Annotated in this window: 26 protein-coding genes and 1 other RNA gene; 11 read left to right on the top strand and 16 right to left on the bottom strand. The window is 60.1% G+C overall.

The annotated features are described in order from the left end of the window. Positions 1-12: 12 nt before the first annotated feature. Both BFQ03_RS02750 and BFQ03_RS30395 read left to right on the top strand, forming a co-directional pair. Positions 13-2,442, top strand: coding sequence for a fimbria/pilus outer membrane usher protein (locus BFQ03_RS02750; RefSeq protein WP_065942424.1), 2,430 nt, complete (start codon positions 13-15; stop codon positions 2,440-2,442). Next, entirely contained in the window at positions 2,408-3,007 is a 600-nt protein-coding gene (locus tag BFQ03_RS30395; RefSeq protein WP_082445509.1) for a DUF1120 domain-containing protein, read from the top strand. The genes BFQ03_RS02750 and BFQ03_RS30395 overlap by 35 nt, the downstream gene beginning before the upstream one ends. Here BFQ03_RS30395 and BFQ03_RS02740 read toward each other — a convergent pair. From BFQ03_RS02740 to BFQ03_RS02725, 4 genes are read right to left on the bottom strand one after another with little or no spacing between them, the layout of a single operon-like run. Beyond that, on the bottom strand, positions 2,979-3,716 hold the full coding sequence (locus BFQ03_RS02740; protein WP_032856949.1) for an amino acid ABC transporter ATP-binding protein: 738 nt from the start codon (positions 3,714-3,716) through the stop codon (positions 2,979-2,981). The genes BFQ03_RS30395 and BFQ03_RS02740 overlap by 29 nt on opposite strands. Beyond that, the gene (locus BFQ03_RS02735; protein WP_032856951.1) at positions 3,703-4,353 is read right to left on the bottom strand and encodes an amino acid ABC transporter permease; all 651 of its coding nucleotides are present in this window, start codon (positions 4,351-4,353) and stop codon (positions 3,703-3,705) included. Before BFQ03_RS02735 ends, BFQ03_RS02740 begins: the two co-directional genes overlap by 14 nt. Continuing rightward, on the bottom strand, positions 4,350-5,018 hold the full coding sequence (locus BFQ03_RS02730; protein WP_032856952.1) for an amino acid ABC transporter permease: 669 nt from the start codon (positions 5,016-5,018) through the stop codon (positions 4,350-4,352). Before BFQ03_RS02730 ends, BFQ03_RS02735 begins: the two co-directional genes overlap by 4 nt. Before the next feature lie 14 nt (positions 5,019-5,032). Further along, the gene (locus BFQ03_RS02725; protein ID WP_032856954.1) at positions 5,033-5,818 is read right to left on the bottom strand and encodes a transporter substrate-binding domain-containing protein; all 786 of its coding nucleotides are present in this window, start codon (positions 5,816-5,818) and stop codon (positions 5,033-5,035) included. A gap of 256 nt (positions 5,819-6,074) precedes the next feature. Between BFQ03_RS02725 and BFQ03_RS02715 the strand changes: the two genes are divergently transcribed. The 5 genes from BFQ03_RS02715 to BFQ03_RS02695 all read left to right on the top strand — a co-directional run bounded on the left by BFQ03_RS02715 (position 6,075) and on the right by BFQ03_RS02695 (position 11,309). Further along, entirely contained in the window at positions 6,075-6,776 is a 702-nt protein-coding gene (locus BFQ03_RS02715) for a FadR/GntR family transcriptional regulator (RefSeq protein WP_032856999.1), read from the top strand. 120 nt (positions 6,777-6,896) lie between these two features. After that, entirely contained in the window at positions 6,897-7,226 is a 330-nt protein-coding gene (trxA, locus tag BFQ03_RS02710; RefSeq protein WP_032857000.1) for a thioredoxin TrxA, read from the top strand. Between the two features lie 232 nt (positions 7,227-7,458). Next, positions 7,459-8,718: a transcription termination factor Rho gene (gene rho / locus BFQ03_RS02705; protein WP_003176825.1), complete on the top strand. Its 1,260-nt coding sequence runs from the start codon at positions 7,459-7,461 to the stop codon at positions 8,716-8,718. A gap of 156 nt (positions 8,719-8,874) precedes the next feature. Further along, a complete protein-coding gene (ubiD, locus tag BFQ03_RS02700) occupies positions 8,875-10,341 on the top strand; it encodes a 4-hydroxy-3-polyprenylbenzoate decarboxylase (RefSeq protein WP_032856956.1) in 1,467 nt (488 codons plus the stop codon). Further along, on the top strand, positions 10,341-11,309 hold the full coding sequence (locus BFQ03_RS02695) for a CDP-6-deoxy-delta-3,4-glucoseen reductase (protein WP_032856957.1): 969 nt from the start codon (positions 10,341-10,343) through the stop codon (positions 11,307-11,309). Before ubiD ends, BFQ03_RS02695 begins: the two co-directional genes overlap by 1 nt. Positions 11,310-11,354: 45 nt before the next feature. Here BFQ03_RS02695 and BFQ03_RS02690 read toward each other — a convergent pair whose 3' ends face one another. Next, positions 11,355-11,831 carry a hypothetical protein gene (locus BFQ03_RS02690; RefSeq protein ID WP_032856958.1) on the bottom strand — a complete coding sequence of 159 codons (477 nt, stop codon included), beginning with the start codon at positions 11,829-11,831 and terminating at the stop codon, positions 11,355-11,357. A gap of 381 nt (positions 11,832-12,212) precedes the next feature. Here BFQ03_RS02690 and BFQ03_RS02685 point away from each other — a divergent pair, with 381 nt between their 5' ends. Continuing rightward, entirely contained in the window at positions 12,213-12,866 is a 654-nt protein-coding gene (locus BFQ03_RS02685) for a gamma-glutamylcyclotransferase (RefSeq protein ID WP_032856959.1), read from the top strand. Here the strand turns inward: BFQ03_RS02685 and glpT are convergent. Both glpT and BFQ03_RS02675 read right to left on the bottom strand, forming a co-directional pair. Next, positions 12,863-14,200: a glycerol-3-phosphate transporter gene (gene glpT, locus BFQ03_RS02680; RefSeq protein WP_032856960.1), complete on the bottom strand. Its 1,338-nt coding sequence runs from the start codon at positions 14,198-14,200 to the stop codon at positions 12,863-12,865. The two genes, BFQ03_RS02685 and glpT, sit on opposite strands and share 4 nt — an antisense overlap. A 273-nt stretch (positions 14,201-14,473) precedes the next feature. Beyond that, positions 14,474-15,451: an NADPH:quinone oxidoreductase family protein gene (locus BFQ03_RS02675; RefSeq protein WP_032856961.1), complete on the bottom strand. Its 978-nt coding sequence runs from the start codon at positions 15,449-15,451 to the stop codon at positions 14,474-14,476. 149 nt (positions 15,452-15,600) lie between these two features. On the opposite strand from BFQ03_RS02675, the gene BFQ03_RS02670 reads away from it, so the two are divergent. After that, a complete protein-coding gene (locus BFQ03_RS02670) occupies positions 15,601-16,008 on the top strand; it encodes a flagellar basal body-associated protein FliL (RefSeq protein WP_065942422.1) in 408 nt (135 codons plus the stop codon). Positions 16,009-16,077: 69 nt separating this feature from the next. Here the strand turns inward: BFQ03_RS02670 and BFQ03_RS02665 are convergent, their stop codons facing one another. From BFQ03_RS02665 to BFQ03_RS02645, 5 genes are all read right to left on the bottom strand, one after another. Then, positions 16,078-16,680 carry a hypothetical protein gene (locus BFQ03_RS02665; RefSeq protein WP_139115624.1) on the bottom strand — a complete coding sequence of 201 codons (603 nt, stop codon included), beginning with the start codon at positions 16,678-16,680 and terminating at the stop codon, positions 16,078-16,080. After that, complete coding sequence (locus BFQ03_RS02660; protein ID WP_032856964.1) at positions 16,677-17,795, bottom strand: ABC transporter permease; 1,119 nt, start codon at positions 17,793-17,795, stop codon at positions 16,677-16,679. The genes BFQ03_RS02665 and BFQ03_RS02660 overlap by 4 nt, the downstream gene beginning before the upstream one ends. Further along, positions 17,795-20,512, bottom strand: a complete 2,718-nt coding sequence (gene rbbA, locus BFQ03_RS02655) for a ribosome-associated ATPase/putative transporter RbbA (protein WP_065942421.1) — start codon at positions 20,510-20,512, stop codon at positions 17,795-17,797. Before rbbA ends, BFQ03_RS02660 begins: the two co-directional genes overlap by 1 nt. Beyond that, entirely contained in the window at positions 20,509-21,474 is a 966-nt protein-coding gene (locus BFQ03_RS02650) for an HlyD family secretion protein (protein WP_065942420.1), read from the bottom strand. Before BFQ03_RS02650 ends, rbbA begins: the two co-directional genes overlap by 4 nt. A gap of 86 nt (positions 21,475-21,560) precedes the next feature. Continuing rightward, positions 21,561-22,010, bottom strand: a complete 450-nt coding sequence (locus BFQ03_RS02645; protein ID WP_032856967.1) for an EVE domain-containing protein — start codon at positions 22,008-22,010, stop codon at positions 21,561-21,563. 196 nt (positions 22,011-22,206) lie between these two features. Between BFQ03_RS02645 and BFQ03_RS30165 the strand changes: the two genes are divergently transcribed. Further along, positions 22,207-22,359: a hypothetical protein gene (locus tag BFQ03_RS30165; protein ID WP_090292371.1), complete on the top strand. Its 153-nt coding sequence runs from the start codon at positions 22,207-22,209 to the stop codon at positions 22,357-22,359. 2 nt (positions 22,360-22,361) lie between these two features. Here the strand turns inward: BFQ03_RS30165 and BFQ03_RS02640 are convergent, their stop codons facing one another. The 4 genes from BFQ03_RS02640 to BFQ03_RS02625 all read right to left on the bottom strand — a co-directional run bounded on the left by BFQ03_RS02640 (position 22,362) and on the right by BFQ03_RS02625 (position 23,786). Then, the gene (locus tag BFQ03_RS02640; protein ID WP_032856968.1) at positions 22,362-22,997 is read right to left on the bottom strand and encodes a 5-formyltetrahydrofolate cyclo-ligase; all 636 of its coding nucleotides are present in this window, start codon (positions 22,995-22,997) and stop codon (positions 22,362-22,364) included. Positions 22,998-23,053: 56 nt separating this feature from the next. Beyond that, a non-coding RNA gene (gene ssrS, locus BFQ03_RS02635) (6S RNA) lies at positions 23,054-23,232 on the bottom strand. Positions 23,233-23,262: 30 nt separating this feature from the next. Beyond that, positions 23,263-23,580: a cell division protein ZapA gene (locus BFQ03_RS02630; RefSeq protein ID WP_032856969.1), complete on the bottom strand. Its 318-nt coding sequence runs from the start codon at positions 23,578-23,580 to the stop codon at positions 23,263-23,265. After that, a complete protein-coding gene (locus BFQ03_RS02625) occupies positions 23,577-23,786 on the bottom strand; it encodes a TIGR02449 family protein (protein WP_007982902.1) in 210 nt (69 codons plus the stop codon). The genes BFQ03_RS02630 and BFQ03_RS02625 overlap by 4 nt, the downstream gene beginning before the upstream one ends. Before the next feature lie 137 nt (positions 23,787-23,923). Here BFQ03_RS02625 and BFQ03_RS02620 point away from each other — a divergent pair, with 137 nt between their 5' ends. Beyond that, complete coding sequence (locus BFQ03_RS02620) at positions 23,924-24,481, top strand: YecA/YgfB family protein (protein ID WP_032856970.1); 558 nt, start codon at positions 23,924-23,926, stop codon at positions 24,479-24,481. Positions 24,482-24,494: the final 13 nt, after the last annotated feature.

The raw sequence follows: 24,494 nt of genomic DNA, 5'->3' as shown, positions 1-24,494 counted from the left end.
TCGGGGCTGTTCATGGGGTTGGCAACCCTTTTTGGGCATCATGGGGATGCATTGGCCATCGAGTTGGGGGAAGGGTTTGACCTGGCAGCCCTGACCACTCATGGCATTGATCCAAAAGTTTCGGACTATTTCCGCAGCGCGGCGCGTTTTCGCGAAGGTGTCCAGGTGGTCGGGCTGCGGGTCAATGGCGCGGCGCTAGGCTTGGTGGATGCCCGGTTCGATTACCAGGGCCAACTGTGTTTTACCCGGGGGTTACTGGACAAAGCTGGTTTGCGGGTGCCGCCTGCGGTCTTGCAGGCTGGTGTGACGGCCGACCAGGCGTGTCACGATTTCCTTGGCGAGTTCCCGGCGACGTTGGTGAGATTGCGCCCCGGTAGTGACGAGGTGTCCCTGGTGGTACCTACGCAATCGTTGCGTGAACCCGAGTGGGAGGCTGGCAGTTTCAGCCAGGGCGGTACGGCCGCCATGCTCAATTACGATGTGCTTGGATTCGATAACCATGCGCGCGGCGACTCCAACCGTTTTGTCTCGGCCTATACCGAGGCGGGCTTCAATCTTGGCAACTGGATTGTGCGCAGTCGGCAGTTCTATGTTTCCGATAACGGCAAGGGTAGCAGCGAACATGTGTACGCCTATGCCCAGCGAGATTTCGCGGCCTTGAAGTCGACCTTCCAGGCGGGTCAGATTTCCAGCAGGAACCCGGTATTTGGCGGCCTCCAGCTCTCGGGGTTCCAGCTCTTTCCTGATGGTGTCGCCCGTGTCGGGAGCACCAACGGTGTAGTGGTCGAAGGCTTGGCCCATAGCCAGGCAAGGGTTGAGGTGCGCCAGTCCGGGGTGTTGATCCATTCGACCCTGGTGCCCGAAGGGCCTTTTCGCCTGACGGACCTGCCACTGCTCAATGGTACCAGCGACCTGGACGTGAGTGTCATCGGTACGCGGGGAGGCAAACGCAGTTTCGTGGTGCCTGCGGCGTCTTTCGGTGCCTACGTGCCCGTGCAACCTGGTTTCGACTTTGCGCTGGGCAAGGTGCGGGAAACCATCGCCAGCAACAGGGAGCAACCGGTGGTGGCGATGGGCAGCGGCACCTGGGATTTGGGCGCAGGCACAGCCCTGGGGCTCGGTTTATTGGGGACAGATGAATACCACGCGGCAGGTGGCACGTTGAGTCGTGTCTTTTTCCAACGGGTTTCAGTGAGTGCACGACACAATCGGTCCCGCGATAAGGTTCGCGGTGTGGGCGGGACACGCAACTCCGTGTCGCTGGGTAGCCCGTTGGGCGCGGGTGTTGAGGCAAGCCTGAGTGCCACCACCCAGAGTCGAGGTTACCGTGATGTCCTGGAGGTCGGCACAGCCTCGACCAACGATCTTCTGGACACGCGTTTTCAGCGCCAGTACACCGCCGGACTGAGTTGGGCCGCGCCGGTTTTGGGTACGCTCTCCGTCACCTACTCCCATAACGCGCAATTTGACGGGCAGAGCACCGAGCATGTGTTCGCGTCGTGGACCAAGCGTTTCGACGACGTCGATGTCGCACTCGTCGCCGACTCGCAGACCGGTCCGTCGCGCCGGCGAAAGCGCCGTTATGCCGTCAACGAGGAACTTCCCTCCGAAGGGCTGTCGGTGCGCCTGCAAGTCAGTGTGCCGTTTGGCGATGATCGCCGCCTCACATCTTTCGCCAGCCGGCGCAACGGCCGCTCCGATATCGGTACAACACTGTCGGAACGGGTCAACGAGTATGTGAACTATGAAGTGGGCACCGAGCGCGACCTTACGGATCGCCAGAAGGCGGTGCATGGTCGTGTAGACGTCATGCCTCGCTACACCCGCGTGGGTGCGGGGGTGAACCGGGACGCATCAGGCACCACCTACACCGGGCAATTGCAGGGGGGCGTCGTGGCTCATGGACAAGGGCTGACCTTTTCACCCTACGCGGTGCAGGATACTTTCGGCCTGCTATCGGTGGGAAACATCACGGGAGCCAAAGTCTCGACACCCCATGGGCCGGTCTGGACCGACTACCGCGGTCACGCGGTCATTCCTGGATTGCCGGCCTATAGCACCAGCCACCTCGAAGTGCAGACCCAGTCCCTGCCCAAGCGTGTCGATCTCAAGAACGGCACCCAAACGCTTGCCGCTGCTCGTGGGTCGTTCAATTCCGTGGAGTTCAAGGTGGTCAGCGCCCGTCGGGTTCTGTTGACGGCCCATGACCCGCAGGGACGTGCGTTACCCCAGGGCGCTGCAGTATTTGGCCAGGACAAGGCCTTCCTGACCAACGTAGTGGGCGACGGCCTGATTTTCCTGAATGACAGCCAGCCCCAACAGACCCTGAGTGTTGAGCTACCGGGCTCTACGAAGCCTTGCCTGCTGCAACTGAACCTTGAGCCAGAGCCCTCCAATGACAAACTTTATGAAACTGCTTCGGCGACCTGCCGTGCGTTGTAAATCGATCGGCAGGATTTATCCGTGTCTTTTATTCGTCGTGGCGTTATTGGCCAGCGAGGCCAGTCTCGCTACCTGTCAGTTGGCGTTAAGCCAGCCACGGGTCGACTACGGCGTAATGCGTCAAGCGCCCGATGAACATGTCAGTGCACAGTCTTACGGTACCCGGACCGTGCTCCTGAACGTGGTGTGCATTGATCCCGTTCCCATGGCAGTACGGTTCAGTGGGGTACCTGCGGGGCCTTTGGGCTTTCGGTTTGGCGCCACCGGGGCCTTTGCCCTGAATATCCGGCACGCCCACCTTGATGGCCGACCCGTGGAGTTGGTCGCCGAGAGCTCGGTGCCTGCGCACGCCAGCGAGCGGCTTGTGCCCGGGCAGGTCCTGATTGCCCGTGCGGCTGGCGTACCGATAACGGGCCGACGGCTATCGGCACAACTGGAGATCGCCCCATTCCTGCCGGTTGACGCGTTCTCTGTGCGCAGCGAAACGACGCTCCAGGGCCAGGTGCAGGTCGAGTGGTTGTCGCATGGCGTTGGCGTCAGCCCGGCGACTCCACCGAGCCAATGAAATTGGCCAGTTCGGCGGTGCGCGGTTGGGCAAATAGCACTTTCGGGTCACCGACTTCATGCACCTTGCCCTGGTGCATGAACACCAGCTTGTCGCCGACTTCCCGGGCAAAGCGCATTTCATGGGTCACCATGATCAGGGTCATGCCGTCCTTGGCCAGTTGGCGCACCACACTGAGTACTTCGTTGACCAGTTCCGGGTCCAGGGCCGAGGTAATTTCATCGCACAGCAGCACCTTGGGCGACATTGCCAATGCGCGGGCGATGGCCACCCGTTGCTGCTGGCCGCCGGACAGGCGATCCGGGAACGCGTCGAACTTCTCTCCCAGGCCGACACGGTCGAGCATCTGTCGTGCCAGTTCCGCAGCCTTGGCCTTGGTGACCTTTTGCACGACCTGGGGCGCGAGCATGACGTTTTCACCCACGGTCAAATGGGGGAACAGGTTGAACTGCTGGAACACCATGCCGACTTTTTGCCGCAGGCTGCGCAGGTCGGCACGGGCCGCATCGAGGTATTCGCCGTCGACTTCAATCACCCCGTCGTTGATCGACTCCAGGCCATTGAGGGTGCGCAGCAACGTAGACTTCCCCGAGCCGCTGCGGCCGATGATCGCCACCACCTGGCCTTCCTCGACACTCAAGTCGATACCTTTGAGCACATGGTGATCGCCGTAATACTTATGCAGCGCGGATATTCTAAGCAGAGGCATGCAGTCTCCTTTCCAGGTAGCGGGCACTGAGGGACAAGGGGTAGCAGAGCAGGAAGTAACCGAGCGCCACCAGGCCGTAGACCATGAAGGGCTCGAAGGTGGCGTTGGCGAGCATGCCGCCGGTCTTGGTCAGTTCGGTGAAGCCGATGATCGACGTCACCGCCGTGCCCTTGACCACCTGCACCGAGAAGCCCACCGTCGGTGCCACGGCAATTCGCAGGGCCTGGGGCAGGATCACATAGCGCAGTTGCTCATAAGGATTGAGCGCCAGGCTGGCGGAAGCCTCCCATTGGCCATGGGCAATGGAGTCGACACAGCCGCGCCAGATCTCGGCCAGGTAGGCGCTGGTAAACAGGGTCAAGGCAATCGCGGCGGCCAGCCACGGCGAGATATCGATCCCCAGCAAGGCGACACCGAAGAACACCAGGAACAATTGCATCAACAACGGCGTGCCCTGGAACAATTCGATATAGGTCCGGGCGATGTTGCGCGGTAGCGCCTTGGGGCTGATGCGCAGGGTCATCACCAGCAAGCCGATCAGCCCACCGCCGATAAACGCCACCAGCGACAACAGTAACGTCCACTGCAGGCCGGTCAGCAGGTTGCGCACGATGTCCCAGAATGAAAAATCACTCATCGGCTGTTCCTCATTACATAGCGGCGACCGATCCAATTGAGCAACTGGCGGATCATCAACGCCATGCACAGGTACACCAGCGTGGTCAGGGCATAGGTTTCAAAGGCGCGGAAATTGCGCGACTGGATAAAGTTGGCGGCAAAGCTCAACTCTTCAGTGGCGATCTGCGAACACACCGCCGAGCCGAGCATCACGATGATGATCTGGCTGCTCAGGGCCGGCCAGACCTTGCCCAGCGCCGGCAGCAGCACCACATGGCGAAACGCTTCAAAACGCGTCATGGCCAAGGCTGCCGCCGCCTCCAGTTGCCCGCGAGGAATCGCCTGGATACCGGCACGAATGATCTCCGTGGAATAGGCGCCGAGGTTGATCACCATCGCCAGTACCGCCGCCTGCCATTCGGAAATCTGCAAGCCCAGGGACGGCAGGCCGAAGAAGATGAAGAACAACTGCACCAGGAACGGTGTGTTGCGAATCAATTCGACATACACCCCGAAGAACCAGCAGAACGGCTGGATTTTCCAGGCGCGCACCACGGCGCCGACAATCCCCAGCGCCACCCCCAGGATCGCACCGATGGCGGTCAGCTCCAGGGTGAACAGCGCGCCACGCAACAGCAGGTCGGTATTGGCCAGCACCGGCACAAAGTCGAATTGATAGGCCATCAATCAGCTCCGCCTCAGAGATCGGCAGGCAATGGCTCTTTGAGCCACTGCATTGCGTTCTTTTCCAGGCTGCCGTCAGCCTTGGCGGCGACCAGGATCTGGTTGACCTTTTCCAACAGCGCCGGCTCGTTTTTGTTGACGCCGACATACACTGGCGAATCCTTGAGTTTGACTTTAAGCGCCGGCACCCGCTTGGGGTTGCGCTCGCTGATCGCCACCATCACCACGTTGCCACTGGCGATCAGGTCCACCTGGCCGGCGAGGTAGGCGGCGATCGTCGAGTTGTTGTCTTCGAAGCGCTTGATCGTGGCTTCCTTGGGCGCTACGGCGGTCAACTCGATATCTTCAATGGCGCCCCGGGTCACGCTGATGGTCTTGCCCTTGAGGTCGTCGAGGTGGGTGATGGTCGCTTCCGGCGGGCCGAATACGGCGAGATAGAACGGCGCATAGGCCTTGGAAAAGTCGATGACCTTCTCGCGCTCCGGGTTCTTGCCCAGGCTGGAAATCACCAGGTCCACCTTGCCGGTGGTCAGGAATGGAATGCGGTTGGTGCTGTTGACCGGTGTGAGTTCCAGCTTGACCTTGAGTTGCTCGGCCAGCAGCTTTGCGGTGTCGATGTCCAAACCGCGCGGTTGCATATCCGGGCCAACCGAGCCGAACGGCGGAAAGTCCTGGGGCACGGCGACCTTGAGGGTGCCACGTGCGACGATATCGTCCAGGCCATTGGCCTGGGCAGGCGCCTGGCTAAGCATCAGGCTGGCAAACAAGGCAGTGAGCAGGGCGCTGCAACGCTTGGTCATGGCAACTCTCCGAAAGTGGTGAAGGACATTTCTGAGTTTTGCCAGTGCATAGCCCATGCCATGACGCCCTGAAACGCCTGCAAGGCAGGTTTTTCCAGGCATATATCGGTCTGACTGGTCTGAACAGTCAGGTCTCGTTTTGCACCCTTTTCGAGCGCTGGCAAAACCGCGCGAGCCCCTTTAGGGCGTGGCTTGCCGGCTGCCGAGAATAGCTTTACAACTAGGCCCACTGTTGACTGAAACCTCGGGTTTTTTCATGAATTCCATCGCCCAAGCCGTACCGGAAGCGGCCTTGCAAGCTATCCGCAAACTCATCAAGGAACAGGGCTTCGGCCCCGGCGATGCATTGCCTTCCCAGCGCGACCTGGCGCTGCAATTGGGGGTCAGTCGTGCCTCGTTGCGTGAGGCCTTGTCTTCGCTCAGTGCGCTGGGAGTGGTCAGTGTGCAGCCGGGCAAGGGCGTGTTTGTGCAGGCGCCGCCTGAGGCCGATCTGGGCGCAGTGGCCTGGCCATTTACCGCGCAGGCCAGCCCGCTGGATATCTTCCAGTTGCGTTATGCCCTGGAGGGGTTTGCGGCGGGGCTGGCGGCCATGACGTTGACCACCGAGGAGCTGGATGAGCTCGAAGACAATGTCCAGGCCATGCGCCGGGAACTCAAGGCCGGTGATTTCGAGGCGGCCGCACGGTTGGACTTCGCTTTCCACCAGCGCATCCTGTTGGCCAGTGGCAATCAGGCGATGGTCAGCATCCTCAGCGCCAGTGCCGAGGTGTTCCTGGAAAGCCAGAAACTACCGTTCATCCGACCGGAGCGGGCCATGGAAACCTGGCAGGAGCACCGCAAGATCCTCCGTGCCCTGGCCCGGCGCAGCAGCGCGGCGGCACATAAATCCATGCAGGAGCACGTGCGTAACGCGGCGCTGCGCACGGGCATCGCCTTTGTCACGCCGGCAACATCCTGAATCGGTAATACCGAAAATGATGACGCGTGATAGCAAGAGTCAATCAGCGGCGGCTTCCTGAACGAAGGAAGGGCGGCTATGATGGGCAACGTTTTTTTTGCTTACAACCCGGAGACATCCATGAGCAACGATCTTATCAAGCACGTCACCGACGCGACCTTTGAGGCCGAAGTACTGCAGGCCCAAGGCCCGGTGCTGGTTGATTACTGGGCTGAGTGGTGCGGTCCTTGCAAAATGATCGCTCCGGTCCTGGACGACATCGCAACCACCTACGAAGGCAAGCTGACCGTTGCCAAGCTGAACATCGACGAAAACCAGGAAACCCCGGCCAAGCATGGCGTGCGTGGTATCCCGACCCTGATGTTGTTCAAGAATGGCAACGTCGAGGCCACCAAGGTCGGCGCACTGTCGAAGTCGCAACTGGCTGCATTCCTCGACGCCAACATCTAAGCGTCGTCAAAAAGCCCCGCAAATTGCGGGGCTTTTTCGTGAAGCAGGGCTAGACGCTCTGAAATTCAGGTGGTACATTCGGCCCCGCACTGGTTTCTCCACTGCCCCCTGCAAGCCGTCGCCGACGCATTCCTTTCGATTAGTACGCGATCCTGTCGCCTTCTCTGCGGCGCGGCCTCATTAAGCCAAAAGCTTAATTCCCCCCCTCTATAAATGATTACGTCATTCCTATATGAATCTGACTGAACTCAAGCAAAAGCCGATTACCGACCTGCTCCAACTGGCCGAAGAAATGGGCATAGAAAATATGGCCCGTTCGCGCAAGCAGGACGTGATTTTCTCCCTGCTGAAAAAGCACGCGAAAAGCGGCGAGGAAATCTCCGGTGATGGCGTGCTGGAGATTCTCCAGGACGGCTTCGGCTTCCTTCGCTCTGCAGACGCTTCCTATCTTGCCGGCCCAGACGATATCTACGTCTCGCCGAGCCAGATCCGTCGCTTCAACTTGCGCACCGGTGACACCATCGTTGGCAAGATCCGCCCTCCAAAGGAAGGCGAGCGTTATTTCGCCCTGCTCAAGGTCGACACGATCAACTTCGATCGTCCCGAGAACGCGAAGAACAAGATTCTCTTCGAGAACCTGACGCCGCTGTTCCCGACCGTGCGCATGAAGATGGAAGCCGGCAACGGTTCCACCGAAGACTTGACCGGTCGAGTCATCGACCTGTGCGCCCCGATCGGCAAGGGCCAGCGTGGCCTGATCGTCGCGCCGCCGAAAGCCGGTAAGACCATCATGCTGCAGAACATCGCAGCGAACATCGCGCGTAACAATCCTGAAGTTCACCTGATCGTGCTGCTGATCGACGAGCGTCCGGAAGAAGTGACCGAAATGCAGCGCACCGTGCGCGGCGAAGTGGTTGCCTCGACGTTCGATGAGCCGCCAACCCGCCACGTGCAGGTTGCCGAAATGGTGATCGAGAAGGCCAAGCGCCTGGTCGAACACAAGAAGGACGTGGTGATCCTGCTCGACTCCATCACCCGTCTGGCCCGTGCCTACAACACCGTGATCCCGAGCTCCGGCAAGGTCCTGACCGGTGGTGTCGATGCCCACGCCCTGGAGAAGCCGAAACGTTTCTTCGGCGCCGCGCGTAACATCGAAGAAGGCGGCTCGCTGACCATTATCGCCACCGCGCTGGTTGAAACCGGCTCGAAGATGGACGAAGTGATCTACGAAGAGTTCAAGGGTACCGGCAACATGGAACTGCCTCTGGACCGTCGCATTGCTGAAAAGCGTGTGTTCCCGGCCATCAACATCAACCGTTCCGGCACCCGCCGTGAAGAGTTGCTGACTGCCGATGACGAACTGCAGCGCATGTGGATCCTGCGCAAGCTGCTGCATCCGATGGACGAAGTCGCCGCCATCGAGTTCCTGATCGACAAGCTGAAAACCACCAAGACCAACGACGAGTTCTTCCTGTCGATGAAGCGTAAGTAATACGACGTTTCAGGTCCGAAAGAATGGCGCCCCAAGGGGCGCCATTTTTTTTCGCCGGTTTTTTAAGCAAGTTCCGAGCGCAAATGCGCGGCGATAAGCTGCCAGCGGCCTTCAGAGCAGGTAGGATGTACGCCTATTTTACGGGTGGCATGGTTAATGAAATTCAAGGATCTTCGGGATTTCGTGCAGCAACTTGAGCAGCGCGGAGAGTTGAAACGTATTCAGGTGCCGGTGTCCCCGGTCCTGGAAATGACTGAGATTTGCGACCGTACCTTGCGTAACAAGGGCCCGGCGCTGCTGTTCGAGAACCCCACAGGTTTTGATATTCCGGTGCTCGGCAACCTGTTCGGCACACCCGATCGGGTGGCATTCGGCATGGGCGCCGAGTCGGTCAGCGAGTTGCGCGAGATCGGCAAGCTGCTGGCCTTCCTCAAGGAGCCCGAGCCACCCAAGGGCCTGAAGGATGCCTGGTCGAAGCTGCCGATCTTTCGCAAGATCATTGCCATGGCGCCCAAGGTGGTCAAGGACGCGGTTTGCCAGGAAGTGGTCATCGAAGGCGATGATGTCGACCTGGCGATGCTTCCGGTCCAGACCTGCTGGCCCGGCGATGTCGGCCCGCTGATCACCTGGGGCCTGACCGTCACCAAGGGCCCGAACAAGGATCGCCAGAACCTGGGGATCTACCGCCAGCAAGTGATCGGCCGCAACAAAGTGATCATGCGTTGGCTGAGCCACCGTGGTGGCGCGCTGGACTTCCGTGAGTGGTGCGAGAAGCACCCCGGCCAGCCGTTCCCGGTCTCGGTGGCCCTGGGCGCCGACCCGGCGACCATCCTCGGCGCCGTGACGCCGGTGCCCGACAGCCTGTCCGAATACGCCTTTGCCGGCCTGCTGCGCGGCAACCGCACCGAGCTGGTGAAGTGCCGTGGCAACGACCTGCAAGTGCCGGCCACCGCCGAAATCATCCTCGAAGGCGTGATTCATCCGGGCGAGATGGCCGATGAAGGCCCGTATGGCGACCACACCGGCTACTACAATGAAGTCGACAGCTTCCCGGTGTTCACCGTCGAACGCATCACCCACCGGATCAAACCGATCTACCACAGCACCTACACCGGCCGGCCGCCTGATGAGCCGGCGATTCTCGGCGTGGCGCTGAACGAGGTGTTTGTGCCGATCCTGCAGAAGCAGTTCCCGGAAATCACCGACTTCTACCTGCCGCCCGAGGGTTGCTCGTATCGCATGGCCATCGTGACCATGAAGAAGTCGTACCCGGGCCATGCCAAGCGGGTAATGCTCGGTGTGTGGTCGTTTTTGCGACAGTTCATGTACACCAAGTTCGTTATCGTCACCGACGACGACATCAACGCCCGGGACTGGAACGACGTGATCTGGGCCATTACCACGCGCATGGACCCCAAGCGCGACACGGTAATGATCGACAACACGCCGATCGACTACCTCGACTTCGCCTCGCCGGTGTCGGGCCTGGGCTCGAAGATGGGCCTGGATGCCACCCATAAATGGCCGGGTGAAACCACCCGCGAGTGGGGCCGGGTAATCGTCAAGGATGACGCCGTGACGGCGCGTGTCGATGCGATGTGGAAAGAATTGGGAATAGATTGATGCGTGTAACCCTGCAACCTTCCGGCGCGGTCCTTGACTTGCAGCCCGGCGAGCGGATTCTTGAAGGTGCACGGCGCCTTGGCTACGAATGCCCCCAGGCGTGCCGCAACGGCGTGTGCCACGTGTGCGCGGCCCTGTTGGTCGAGGGCCGGGTGCAACAGGCCGGCGAGGTGCGTGACCATGGTGAGTTCTACACCTGCATTGCCGAGCCGCTGGAAGATTGCGTCGTGCTGTGGGATGGCGTGCTGGCGCCGGGAGAGTTGCCGGTTCGCAAACTTGCCTGCCAGTTGAGCGAGTGCGTGGACCTGGGTGGCGACGTGTGGCGCGTGCGCCTGCGGGCGCCGGCCGGCAAGGCGGTACGCTACCACGCGGGCCAGTACCTGATGATCGAGCGGGAAAACGGCGAAAAGTCGGCGTTTTCCCTGGCGTCGGCGCCCCACGCCGGGCGGGAGCTGGAGTTGCATGTGCTGGTGCGTGAAGACAGCGCCCGCAGCCTGATCGAGCAGTTGCAGCGCAACCAGATGGCGCGGGTCGAGCTACCATTTGGCGATACCCATCTGGCCGAATTGCCCGACGGGCCGCTGGTGCTGATCGCGGCTGGCACCGGTATGGCACAGATGCACAGCCTGATCGAGCACTGCCGGGCCAGCGGTTTCAAGCACCCGGTGCATCTGTATTGGGGCGTGCGCCAACCGGATGATTTCTACCAGGTCGAACATTGGGAGCAGTGGCAGCAATTGCCCAATCTGTTCCTGCACAAAGTGGTCAGTGACCTGTGCGGTTGGGAGGGGCGCTGTGGTTTGTTGCATGAGGCGGTGTGTGAAGACATCAGCGACCTCAAGGGTGTGCATGTCTACGCCAGCGGTTCACCCGCGATGATCTATGGCACGCTGGATGCACTGGTCAACGCCGGCATGGATGCACACCAGATGCGCGCCGACGTGTTTGCCTACGCCCCGCGCTCCTGACCGTACACCGCTCCCACATTGGATGGTGTCCACTGTCTGTCTGCGTCAGAACCGCACGCCCGTGGTCACCATCGCCGCATTGAATCCCAGCAGCACGAACTCCGCCGCTACCGGCCCGTAGTGAGCCCCGACCGAAGGAATGATCACTGGCGCCACGCCATAGCGGTTCAATGGAATCTTGTCGCGGTACTTGCCGCGGTAGCCCTGGATCGCCCCGCCGGTCAGCTTCAAGTACACCGGATAGTCGGCCATGTCATAGCGTTTGCCCGCGTAAGCGTAATACGAGCGCTGGCGAAACGAGTTGCGAAAGGTCGCACCGCCATACACCCACCCCGAAGCGTCATTGCGCTCCAGGCCGATCAGGTCCTGGTTGTTGTTGTGCTCGGGGTCCGGCGCAAAGTGCCGGGTGTAGACGCTGGTCTGGGCGTACCAGAAGCCTTTGTCGTCGTTGGCTGGCGCTTCGGCGGCCAGGGCGGTGGTGGCCTGCGCCAGGAGCAGCAGGCCGGAAAGTCGGTTTTTCATGGGGCGACCTCGATAGTCGGTGAATGCACGGCTAAATGGGTCGTGACGCGGGCCTATTTTGAGGGTTCATCCTCCATAAAGGCTGAACGGGCGCTGAAAATAGCGGGGTTTTCTGGAGTAATCCTGACGAAAGGGGCACGTTGCTTATGCTTTTTCTTATTCATAAAGGGTATTTATTCGTACAAATAAATGTCATTAAGCTATATGTCGTCGGGCTACCGACTTCCCGCCAATACAGCTTGGTGGAAGGCGCTGAAGCGGGTACGCCCGGCGTGACTACGCGGCCTATAGCACTTTTTCGCCTTGCGGTTACAGCGGCGCGTTCTATTACGGTAAAGTCGCCTATAACTGGTAATGCACAGGAGACCTAAGCGATCTGCCATGACCGTTATTGAATCCGAACTTCTGCAATTGGCTTACCCACCGCGACTCGATCTGGGGCCGCAACTCACTCACGAACAATTGATGAGCTCGATGCAGGCCACCATGGGCCTGCACAAGGGTGGGCCGGTCTGGCTGTTTGCGTATGGCTCGCTGATCTGGCGCCCCGAGTGTTCGGCCACCCAGCGCCTGCGCGCACGGGTCCACGGTTATCACCGGGGCCTGTACCTGTGGTCCCACGAGCATCGGGGCACGCCGGAGTTGCCGGGGTTGGTATTTGGCCTGGATCGTGGCGGCTCGTGCAGCGGCTTTGCCTACCGCCTGCCGGAGGAGCAGTTGGAAGCCTCGCTCTATGCCTTGTGGCAGCGGGAGATGCCTTACCCTTCGTATCGGCCGCACTGGCTCAGTTGCCGGCTTGAAGATGGCAGCCAGGTGCAGGCATTGGGTTTTGTGCTGGAGCGGCACCTGCCCAGCTATGCTGGCAACTTGCCCGACAGTGTGCTGAATCAGGTATTCGCCAGCGCTTGCGGGCGCTACGGCACTACTCGCGATTATGTCGAGCAGACCGTCAACGCCCTGCGTAGCCACGCCATGCCAGACAAGAATCTGGAGGCGCGGCTCAAGCGATGTGCCAAAGGCTGCGGCGGCGATTAACGCGCCGAGCTGACGCTATTGGTGTGCCACAGCGTAGGAATCAGGAACGCGATGGCCAACAGGCACGCGCCGATCAGCAGCACAAAGCCGCCGTCCCAGCCGAAGTGGTCCACGGTGTAGCCCATGGCCGCACTGGCCGCCACCGAACCGCCCAGGTAACCGAACAGGCCGGTGAAGCCCGCCGCCGTACCCGCAGCCTTCTTCGGTGCCAGCTCCAGCGCCTGCAGGCCGATCAGCATCACCGGGCCGTAGATCAAGAAGCCAATGGAGAACAGCGCGATCATGTCGACCATCGGGTTGCCTGGCGGATTGAGCCAGTACACCAGGGTCGCGACGGTGACCAACGCCATGAACACAATGCCGGTCAGGCCACGGTTGCCACGGAAGATCTTATCCGACATCCAGCCGCACAACAGTGTGCCGGGAATCCCAGCCCACTCGTAGAAGAAGTACGCCCAGGACGACTTGTCGACCGTGAAGTGCTTGGCTTCCTTGAGGTAAGTCGGCGCCCAGTCCAGCACGCCATAGCGCAGCAAGTAGACGAAGACGTTAGCCAGGGCTATGTACCAGAGCATTTTGTTGCGCAGCACGTACTTGACGAAGATTTCCTTGGCGCTGAATTCCTCTTCGTGGCTGGCGTCGTAGCCTTCCGGGTAGTCGTTCTTGTACTGCTCGATGGGCGGCAGGCCCACAGACTGCGGGGTATCGCGCATGGTGATAAAGGCAAATGCCGCCACCAGCAGGGCCACGGTGGCCGGCACATAGAACGCCGCATGCCAATCGTTGAACCAGGCCATGCCCAGCAGGAACAGCGGGCCGATCAGGCCGCCGCCGACGTTATGCGCCACGTTCCATACCGACACCACGCCGCCGCGTTCTTTCTGCGACCACCAGTGCACCATGGTTCGCCCGCTCGGCGGCCAGCCCATGCCCTGGGCCCAGCCGTTGATGAACAGCAAAATGAACATCATGGTCACGCTGGAGGTGGCCCAAGGCGCGAAACCGAAAATGAACATCACCCCGGCCGATACCAGCAAGCCAAAGGGCAGGAAATAGCGCGGGTTGGAGCGGTCGGACACCAGGCCCATGAGGAACTTGGACAGACCGTAGGCAATCGCAATCGCCGACATGGCCAAGCCCAGTTGACCACGGGTGTAACCCTCGTCGATCAGGTACGGCATGGCCAGGGAGAAGTTTTTGCGCAGCAGGTAATACCCTGCGTAACCGATGAAAATACCGGCGAAGATCTGCCAGCGCAGGCGTCGGTAGGTACTGTCGATTTTTTCTTCAGGCAGGGGCGCCTGATGTGCGGCAGGACGAAAGAAAGCAAACATTCAAGAGCTCCAGATTTCTTGTTTTGACTGCGGATGCGAATGTTACAGTTTCGTTACCGAAAATAGCATCGCCTCTTATCTGCAAACACAGGAAATTTGAGCAATTGCATGTTCTTTTACGAACATGTCGCAAATAGATAAGTTGTGGTCGTAACTGGCTTCTGATAGCGCTGGAGATCAAAATGTGGGAGCGGGCTTGCTCGCGATTGCGGTGTATCAGCCACTGAAAATGTGACTGATACACCGCTCCCACATTGATTGCATTTCAAATCACTAGCGGACCTGGACGACTACCTTGCCCACGGCCTTGCGCTGCCCGAGGTCATTAATCGCCTGCGCTGCGTTATCCAGCGGATACACCTGCGACACCAATGGCTTCAACTTCCCCTCGGCATACCAACTGAACAATTGCTGGAAGTTCGCCGCATTGTCCTGGGGTTGGCGCTGGGCAAATGCGCCCCAGAACACCCCAACCACCGCCGCGCCCTTGAGCAGTGCCAGGTTCACCGGCAACTCGGGAATGCGCCCGCTGGCAAACCCCACCACCAGCAGCCGGCCGTTCCAGGCAATGGCGCGAACGGCCTGGTCAAACAGATCGCCGCCCACCGGGTCGTAGATCACGTCTGCGCCGTTGCCGTCGGTCAGGCGCTTGATTTCATCCTTGAGATTGGTCTCGCTGTAATTGATCAACTCATCAGCCCCCGCCGCCTTGGCCACGGCCAATTTGTCGGCGCTGCTGGCAGCGGCGATCACCCGGGCGCCCATGGCCTTGCCGATTTCCACGGCGGCCAGGCCCACGCCACCGGATGCGCCCAGCACCAGCAGGGTCTCGCCGGCCGCCAAGTGGCCGCGTTGCTTGAGGGCGTGCATCGAGGTGCCGTAGGTCATGCTGAAGGCGGCGGCGGTGTTGAAACTCATGCTCGGCGGAATCGGCAGCACGTTATAGCCCGGCACCGCGACCTGTTCGGCAAAGCTGCCCCAGCCGGTCAACGCCATGACCCGATCACCGACCTTCAGGTGGCTGACCTTTTCCCCGACTTCGCTGACCACGCCTGCCGCTTCGCCGCCCGGCGAGAACGGGAAGGGCGGTTTGAACTGGTACTTGCCCTCGATGATCAGCGTGTCCGGGAAATTCACCCCCGCGGCATGCACATCCAGCAGGATCTCGTTCTTCTTGATCGCGGGGCTGGCGACCTCTTCCAGCACCAGGGTTTCGGCGGGGCCGAAGGCTTTGCACAGCACGGCTTTCATCGGACTCTTCCTTTTGGCGTAGTGGCCGATAAGTGTAGGTGGGTCAGGTCACGGGTCAACGAGCATGCCCCGGCCTGATAAGTCGCCATAAGCTTGTGCTCTGCCTTGCTAGCGTTATGCTACTGGCAACCGAATTTGAGGAATGAACTGTGAAAGCGTGGATCCTGTTGATGCTGGTCCTGACGTTGCCGATGGCAGCCCATGCCGAAGAAGCCAAGGAAGGCGAAGCGCCGAAGGTCAGCTATTACAGCCTGACCCCGCCCTTTGTCGGCAACTATGCCCTGGATGGCGGCCCGAAACTGCGGGTGTACAAAGCCGATGTGGCCCTGCGCGTGACCGGCCCGGAAGCGGCGGCGGCGATCAAGGCCAATGAACCGTTGATTCGTAACCAATTGGTGGCGTTGTTTACCCAGCAGACTGTCGAGAGCATGGGCAGTGTTGAGGGTAAGGAAAAGCTGCGCCAGGAAGCATTGAAGCAGACGCAGCAAGTGATGAGTGACGAGACGGGTAAACCGGTGGTTGAGGATCTGTTGTTCAATAACCTGATCATTCAATAGAGCTGAACTGATTGAGTTTTTTGTCAGGTATAGAAAACCAGCAACCTAGGTTGCTGGTTGCAATGAAAATTATGCGGTAAGTAGTAATGTCTTATTGTCAACTATAGAGGCCCCGTCTGGATTTGAGTCGAAAATAAACGTAAAGGTGACGATTAAGCTAGGTTGACTTGTTTTATAATCTCCAGACGCCCCCCAGGCATGCCATTGCCCATCCTTAACAGGGGTGAATGATAGCTCAGGTCCTTGGATAAGCATGGGCTTAATTATGAATTTTGGATTTCGCGAGAATCCAGTGTCGTTCGCGCACATGTATCTAATAGCTTTAAGAGTATATATTAAGTCCTTGTGGGTATATTCAACCTCTATCCTTCCTAGGGAGCCATGTGGACTGAATTCTCCAGTGACCGTTGTTCTCCCTAGAGGTTTTTTTGGGTCAATAATGATTTTTATATCGTGTTTGATATCGTTGTCTTGGGAGCGGTTTTTATTTGATTCCGGTGAGTTAATCATTTTTTGCTTTCCTTGAAATGTTGAAGGCAATAAGTTTGCACTCGCTTTTATAATTAACCATCGGAGAGGGTCGCGGACTACTGTTATAACTGACAGGTCTTTATGGTATTTTTTACTAAGTGCAATATTTTTATAGCTTTTAGTTTTGAAGGTTTTATTCAAGAAGCCAAACTCTTCCTAAACCGCGCCAACGCCACCGCAAAAAACAACAACCCAATCCCCGCCAGCGCCAGCAAATCCGGCCACACCACGTTCACTCCCGCATCGCGGAACAGAATCGCCGCACTCAAGCTCACAAAATGCGTCGACGGCGAGCCCTGCATCACCCACTGCAACCATTGCGGCATGCTGTCCAGCGGTGTGCTGCCGCCTGACAGCAACAGCATCGGAATGATCACCGGAATCGCCAGCAGCCCGAACTGCGGCGTCGAGCGGGCGAGGGTGGCGAGGAAGATGCCCAGGGCGGTGCTGGCAAACAGGTACAACGCCGTCACCAGCAGGAACAGGCTCAACGAACCGGCCAGCGGCACGCCGAGCATGCCCTTGACCACCACTTCCAGCGACAGCCACGTACACAGCACCACCACCAGCATGTTGCTCCAGATTTTTGCCAGCATGATTTCCAGCGCGGTCAGCGGCAGCACCAGCAAATGATCGAGGGTGCCGTGCTCGCGCTCGCGCAGCAGTGCGGTGCCGGTCAGGACGATGGCAAGGATGGTGATGTTGTTGACGATCTGGATCACCGCCAGGAACCAGCCACCCTCCAGGTTGGTGTTGAACAGTGCCCGGGTGGTCAGTGTCGCCGGCGCCCGGCTGGCGACGTCGGCCTGGCCGCTGTAGGTCAGCAGTTCGCGCTGGAATATCCGCCCGATATACCCCGCGCCCATAAAGGCCTGGCTCATCGCCGTGGCATCCACGTTGACCTGCACGCTCGGTTGGCGTCCGGCCAGCAGGTCGGCCTGGAAGTTGGCCGGCACATTGATCACGAAGGTGTACTGGCCGCTGTCCATGACCTTGTCCAACTGGTCGTAGGCCAGTGGTGCGGCGGGCTGGAATTGCGGTGGTTGCAGGGCTTGCGCCAGTTGGCGGGACAGTTGGCCATGGTCTTCATCGACAAACGCGACGCTGGCGTTGTGCACGCCAATCACCGAGCCGGCCGCGGGCATATAGATAGCCACGGTGAAGGCGTAGAACAGAAACAGCAGCAATACGCTGTCGTGGCGTAGGCTGGTGAGTTCTTTGATCCCCAGACGCAGGATATGCGCAAGCTTATGCATCAGGCCTCCTGCTTCTTGAGCATGACCAGGCTAAGCCCGGTGAACCCCAGGAAAAACCCGAACAGCGCCAGGCACTGTGGCCATAGCTGGCGCAGGTCCAGGGCTTTGGTGAAGGTGCCAACGGCGACGTCGAGGAAGTAACCAGCGGGAAACAGCATACCCATCAGTGCGGCCGCACCTTCCAGGGATGAGCGTGGCACGATCAGCCCGGAGAACTGGATGGTCGGCAGGCTGGTGATGATCATGGTGCCGAGGATCGCGGCGATCTGGGTGCGGGTGAACGCGGAAATCAGCAGGCCCATGCTGGTGGTGGCCAGCACATACAACAGGCCGCCAAACGCCAGGGTCACGCCGCTGCCCTTGAACGGCACGCCGAATAGCCAGCGGTTCATTGCCACCAGCAACGCCAGGTTGATCAGGCTGACGGCCAGGTAGGGTGCCTGTTTGCCGAGGAGGAATTCCAGGCGGGTCAGCGGCGTGGCGTAGAAGTTGGTGATCGAGCCCAGTTCTTTTTCACGCACGATGCCCAGGGCGGTGAGCATCGCCGGGATAAACGCCAGGATCAGCGCCATCACGCCCGGGCCGATGGCATTTACGCTGACCACGTCCTGGTTGTAGCGAAAGCGGGTTTCCAGTTTGGCGGCAGCGGGTTGGGACAGCGGTGTGCTGTTGAGTTCGGCCAATTGCTGGAGATTGGCCTGGTGTACCGCTTCTACATAGTTGCGGCTGGTCTCGGCGCGAAACGGCATGCCGCCATCGAGCCAGGCGGCCACCGCGGGTTGGCGTCCGGCATACAGGTCGCGGCCAAAGCCGGGAGGAATCTCCAGGGCCAGTTTGATTTCCGAGCGTTGCAGGCGGCGGTGCAGTTCGGCCGAGTCGGTGATCGGTGGCTGTTCGGCGAAGTAGCGCGAACTGCGGAAGGCTTCCAGATAGGCACGGCTTTGCGGGGTCTGGTCCTGGTCATACACGGCGAAGGCGAGCTTTTCCACATCCAGGGAAATGCCGTAACCGAAGATCACCATCATGAAAATCGCGCCGAGCAGGGCAAAGGCCATGCGGACCTTGTCGCGCAGCAACTCCTTGCCTTCGCGGCTGGCTACGGCCAGCAAGCGGGCCAGGCTGAAGCCGCGTTTACTGATGGGTGGCGCACTGGCGGCGCTCACGGTTTCGTTCGGCGTGGCGGTTTCGGGGGCGCCCTGAGCCTGTTCCAGGCAGGTGACGAAGGCCGCTTCCAGTGTGTCGCCGTGGAACTGTTGTTGCAGGGCGTCTGGGGTGTCGCAGGCCAGCACCTTGCCGGCATGCATCAACGAAATACGGTCGCAGCGCTGGGCTTCGTTCATAAAGTGGGTGGACAGGAAAATGGTCACCCCTTGCTCGCGGGACAACTCCACCAGCAAACGCCAGAAATCATCCCGCGCGGCGGGGTCGACGCCGGAGGTGGGTTCGTCGAGGATCAGCACTTCCGGCCGATGCAGCACCGCTACGGCCAGGGACAGGCGCTGGCGCAACCCCAGCGGCAACTCGCCGGACGGCTGGTCGGCGATATGGCTCAGGTCAAAGCGCTGGATCAGCTCATCGATACGCGGGCCACTGTCGGCCTTGGGCAAGTCGAACAACTGGGCATGCAGCACCAGGTTCTGGCGCACGCTGAGTTCGCCGTACAACGAGAAACTCTGGGACATGAACCCCACGCGCTTGCGGGTCGCCAGGTCCTTGGCATTCACCGGGTTGCCCAACAGCATGGCGCTGCCCTCGCTGGCCGGCATCAGCCCGGTAAGGACTTTCATGGTGGTGGTCTTGCCGCAGCCGTTGGAGCCCAGGAAGCCGAAAATCTCGCCACGCCCGATGGCGAAGCTGACTTTGTTCACCGCTATGAAGTCGCCAAAGCGCAGGGTCAGGTCGTGGGCTTCGATGGCGATGTCGCTGTTGCCGTTTTCCCGGGGAGGGATCACCAGTGGCTGGTTGTCGTGGGCGCTGTCGCCCTGGAAGTGGGTGAAGGCGTCATCCAGTTTGCCGCTGGGCGTGATGGCGGCCAGTTCATGGCTCAGGCCATCGGCGATCAGTTTGCCACGGTCGAGCATCAGGCAATGTTCGAACTGTTCGGCTTCCTCCATGTAGGCCGTGGCCACCAGTAGTGTCAGTTGCGGGCGCTCGCTGCGTACGCTTTCCACCAGTTCCCAGAAGCGTCGACGTGACAATGGGTCGACGCCGGTGGTGGGTTCATCGAGGATCAACAGGTCCGGATCGTGGATCAGCGCGCAGCACAGCCCCAGTTTTTGCTTCATCCCGCCCGACAGCTTACCCGCCGGGCGGTCGGCGAAGCGTGCCAGGTCGGTGGCCAGCAGCAGGTTGTGCATGCGCTGGTCGCAATCGGCCTTCGACAGCCCAAACAGGGTGGCGAAGAAACGGATGTTCTCGCGGATGGACAGCTCGGGGTACAGGTTGCCGCCCAGGCCCTGGGGCATAAAGGCGATCAACGGGTACAGGCTGTTGCGGTGGCGGCGGTCTTCGATGGAGCCGCCGAGTACCTGCAAATCACCGGCCTGCAGCTTTTTGACCCCGGCGATCAAGCCCAGCAGGCTCGACTTGCCCGCGCCATCCGGGCCGATCAGCCCGCAGCGCGTGCCGGCCGGCAAGCTGAAGGCAATGTCGATCAGTGCCTGTTGCTTGCCGTAGCGGTGGTTGATGCCGGTGGCGTGCAGCGCCAGGCCGTTCATTGCAGGTTGGCCGGCCAGTCCAGGTCGGCGGTGCGCACGTAGCCGGCGCCGGGCATGCCGGGCTTGGCTTGGGGCACGGCGCTGGGTTGAGTCAGGCGCAGCTTGACGCGGAACACCAGTTTCTGGCGCTCATCGCGGGTTTCCACTTCTTTGGGTGTGAACTGGGATTTGGCCGCGACAAAGCTGATTTTTGCCGGCAGTGGCTGATCCGGCAGGGCATCGAGCACGATCCGCGCTTCGCTGCCCACGGTCAGGCTCCCGGTGACGGAGGCGGGCAGATAGAGGTTCATGTACTGGTCATTCGGATCAATCAGCAGCAGCACCCGCCCGCCGGCACCGAGCACTTCGCCAGGTTCGGCCAGGCGCAACTGGATGATGCCGTCGATGGGCGCGCGCAGGCTGCTGTCTTCGATTTCACTGGTCAGTTGTGCCACCTGGGCCTGGGCAGCACCGATGGCGGCCTTGACCGCATTGACCTGGGCCTGGGCGGCGATCACAGCGGCATTGCCGGTGTTCTGGTGCGCCTGCTGCTGGTCGATCAACTGCGCGCTGGCGAAGCCGCGTCGGTACAGCTCCTGGGTGCGCTTGAGCTCCTGGCTGGCCAGCAGGTTTTCGCTCTGGCGCAGTTGCACGTTGGCTTCGGCGGCGGCGAAGTTTTCCTTGGCGCGCAACACTTCGGCCTCGGCCTGGGCGCGCTGGGCTTCCAGGGTGCGGGTGTCGATACGCGCCAGCAACTGGCCCTTTAGCACTTTGTCGCCTTCATCGACCCGTACTTCGGCCAGGCGGCCGGGGATCTTGGTGGCGATCTGCACTTCGGTGGACTCCAGCCGGCCGTTGCCCATGCTCAAGCCTTCCGGCAGGCGGTCGAGGGTGGACTTCCAGTAGCCGAAGCCACCGGCGGCTACCAACAACAGAATCAGGAGAAAGGCGAAAAAATGCGAACTGCGATGGGGCGTCGACATGGGTGCATCCTGCGGTGTTAGCGTCCTAGTTTGCCGGGATCGTAACCGATAGCCGTTGATACCGGTCAAATGAATCCCTTTAGGCGCTAGCGCAGGGTCATGATTGCCGCCCACTGCTCGGCTGTCACCGGCATCACCGACAAGCGACTGCCTTTTTGCACCAGTGGCAGTTCAGCCAGGGCGGTCTGCTGTTTGAGGTAGCCGAGCCCGAGGACTTTGGGGAAGGTTTCGACGTGGGCAACGGTGATCGCACTCCACGGATTTTTTTCCGGGGTGGCCTTGGCGTCGAAGTAATGACTGTCAGGTTCCAGCGCTGTCGGGTCTGGGTAAGCCGCTTCGACGATTTTCCCTACGCCGGCAATCCCCGGCTCCGGGCAACTGGAGTGGTAGAAGAAGAACGCATCACCCACGGCCATGGCCCGCAGGAAGTTGCGCGCCTGGTAATTGCGCACGCCATCCCAGCGCGCTTCGCCGAGGTTTTCCAGGCCCTTGATGGACAGCTCATCGGGCTCGGATTTCATCAGCCAATAGGCCATGGTTTTTGCTCCTTTGCAGGGGATTGGGCAGGTTGTGCGTCACTTTCATGACAAACCGACGGTCGGTTGACGTCAAGGTTTGCGTGTTGGTTCACGTTAACGCAGAATGCCGGGATTTTAAGCTTGACGCAGCTGGAACGGACTACTTTGGAACGTTGCTGTCATCGTGTGTGATATGCCTGAAGGGGGGCAATCGATGAAACGCAAACCGGATTTACTATGGATTTTGGTTATTTTGTTCGGTCTGGGCGTCGTGACCACCGGGTATGCACAGAGCTTGTGGTCGAACAAGACCGAAGCCCCCGTTGAACTTGCACAACAGCAGCAGCCACAATTGTTCAAGCGCTGACTCTATTTTGGCGCCGTTGATTCCAGCGGCGTCCCCTCTGCGACATACCACGTCCTATCGGTAACGGTGCCTTCCAGCGGCACATCCCAGCTTGCCTGCGCCAGTCGTTCGACTTTTTGGCATTCATGGGCCAGGCCCAACAGGGTTGGCTTGCGCCAGTGACTGCGGCGCGAAAGATAGGCCAGGCTGCGGTCATAAAAACCGCCACCCATACCCAGTCGCCCACCGGCATCGTCGAAGCCCACCAACGGTAACAACACCAGGTCCAGTGCCCAGACTTTGCGCTGTTGTCCGAGGTTGGCCCGTGGCTCAAGAATGCCGAAGCGATTGGCTTTGAGTTTTTCCCCGCGCCGCACGCGCTGGAACACCATCTTGGTCCGCGGCCAGGCGCTGAGCACCGGCAGGTAAGTGGCCTTGCCTCGGCGCTGGGCCGCGCGCAGCAGCAAGCGCGGATCGATTTCACCATCCATCGGCAGGTACAGGGAAATATGTTTGGCCCGGCGAAACAGCGGGTGCTGTGCCAGTTGCCGATACAGGCCAAGGGCGGCCTGGCGCTGCTCGCTCGGCGTCAGGGCACGGCGGGCCTTGCGTAACATGCGTCGAAGTTGCGGACGGGAAAGCGGCGCAGGTTCGGTCATGGTGGTCGGCTCATACAACAATGCCAGTCCGGGGACTGGCATTGAGTTTGGGAATCAGGCTCCCCGACAGAACCGCTGTCGACTTAGCCCTTGAACCCGAAAGTTCAAGGTGGAAGATGCAGTAGGCTTTAAGGCTTTCCGTCTAGCGGACATGCACACCAGCCCAACGTGCAACTTCCAGGGTAGTGCGAATCGGCTCAGGGACATCGCCGACTGGCAAGCACGCCAGGGAGTGAAGCGAGTATACCCCAAACAGCCGCTGCAATCAGCCCTTGGGTTGCTCTTGATCGTTGGAAAGAGCCAGGTCAACGCGCTCCAGCAGGTCGCGCACTTGCTCGCGTGTCGAGCCGTTGGCCTGTACGTCAGGGCGTTCCTGCTTGTGCAGCAGATCGTGGGTAATGTTCAGCGCGGCCATCACGGCGATACGGTCGGCGCCGATGACTTTGCCGCTACTGCGGATCTCACGCATCTTGCCATCCAGGTAGCGGGCGGCGCTCACCAGGTTGCTGCGCTCTTCCTGGGGGCAGATGATTGAATATTCTTTGTCGAGAATCTGCACGGTGACGCTATTGCTTGAACTCATGAGTCTTGCTCCAGGGCCTTCAGGCGCGAAATCATCGATTCGACCTTACGCCGGGCGATTTCGTTTTTTTCAATGAGGTGAGCGCGTTCCTCGCGCCAGGTCTTTTCCTGAGCTAATAGGAGTCCGTTTTGACTCTTTAGTTGCTCGACCCGGGTAATTAGCAATTCGAGTCTGGCCATCAGCGCTTGCAAGTCGGTGTCTTCCATGGGGTTCCACTGGATTTGTCTGATGAATGGCAACTGCAGGATAAACGATCTGACGCCCTTGATAGTCGGGTGCGTCTGCCGGTGCTAGGATACAGCGCTTCATTCTAGACATCGCGCCGCCTGGCGCCTAGCTCATCATGCCTATTCAGAACTCCCCGTACGACGCTTTTTCCAAACTGCTGAGCTCCAGCGGTCATCCTTGCTCGCCTGCCGAACTGCACGGCGTGCTGCTGGGCCGCAGTTGCACCGGTGTTGGCTTTGACGCCGACAACTGGCTGGCTGACGTTGCCGAGCTGTTGGAAACCGAGCCGTTGGACAACGTGCGCAATGCCTTGATCGGCCTACAAGAGATGGTCAAGGGCGAACTGACCGGTGATGACGTCACTGTGGTCCTGCTGCTGCCAAGCGATGACGCCCCGCTCGCCGAACGCGCCGCCGCACTGGGCCAATGGTGCCAGGGCTTCCTCCATGGTTTTGGCGTAAATGCCGGTGGCCTGGAGTTGAGCAGCGACGCCAAGGAAGTGTTGCAGGATTTGGCAGCCATCTCCCAGGTGCAAGATGCCCTGGAAGAATCCGAAGACGGCGAAGGCGACTACATGGAAGTCATGGAATACCTGCGCGTCGCGCCGCTGCTGCTGTTCACCGAGACCAAAAAGTCCGCTGAGCCCGCAGCGCCCAAGCCGTCGCTGCACTAAGAGAGGGAACCCA

Origin of the sequence: Pseudomonas sp. 25 R 14, assembly GCF_900004755.1 — a bacterium.
GTDB lineage: Bacteria > Pseudomonadota > Gammaproteobacteria > Pseudomonadales > Pseudomonadaceae > Aquipseudomonas > Aquipseudomonas brenneri.
The sequence above is the reverse complement of the archived record's forward strand: the minus strand, read 5'-3'. Positions and strand labels throughout refer to the sequence as shown.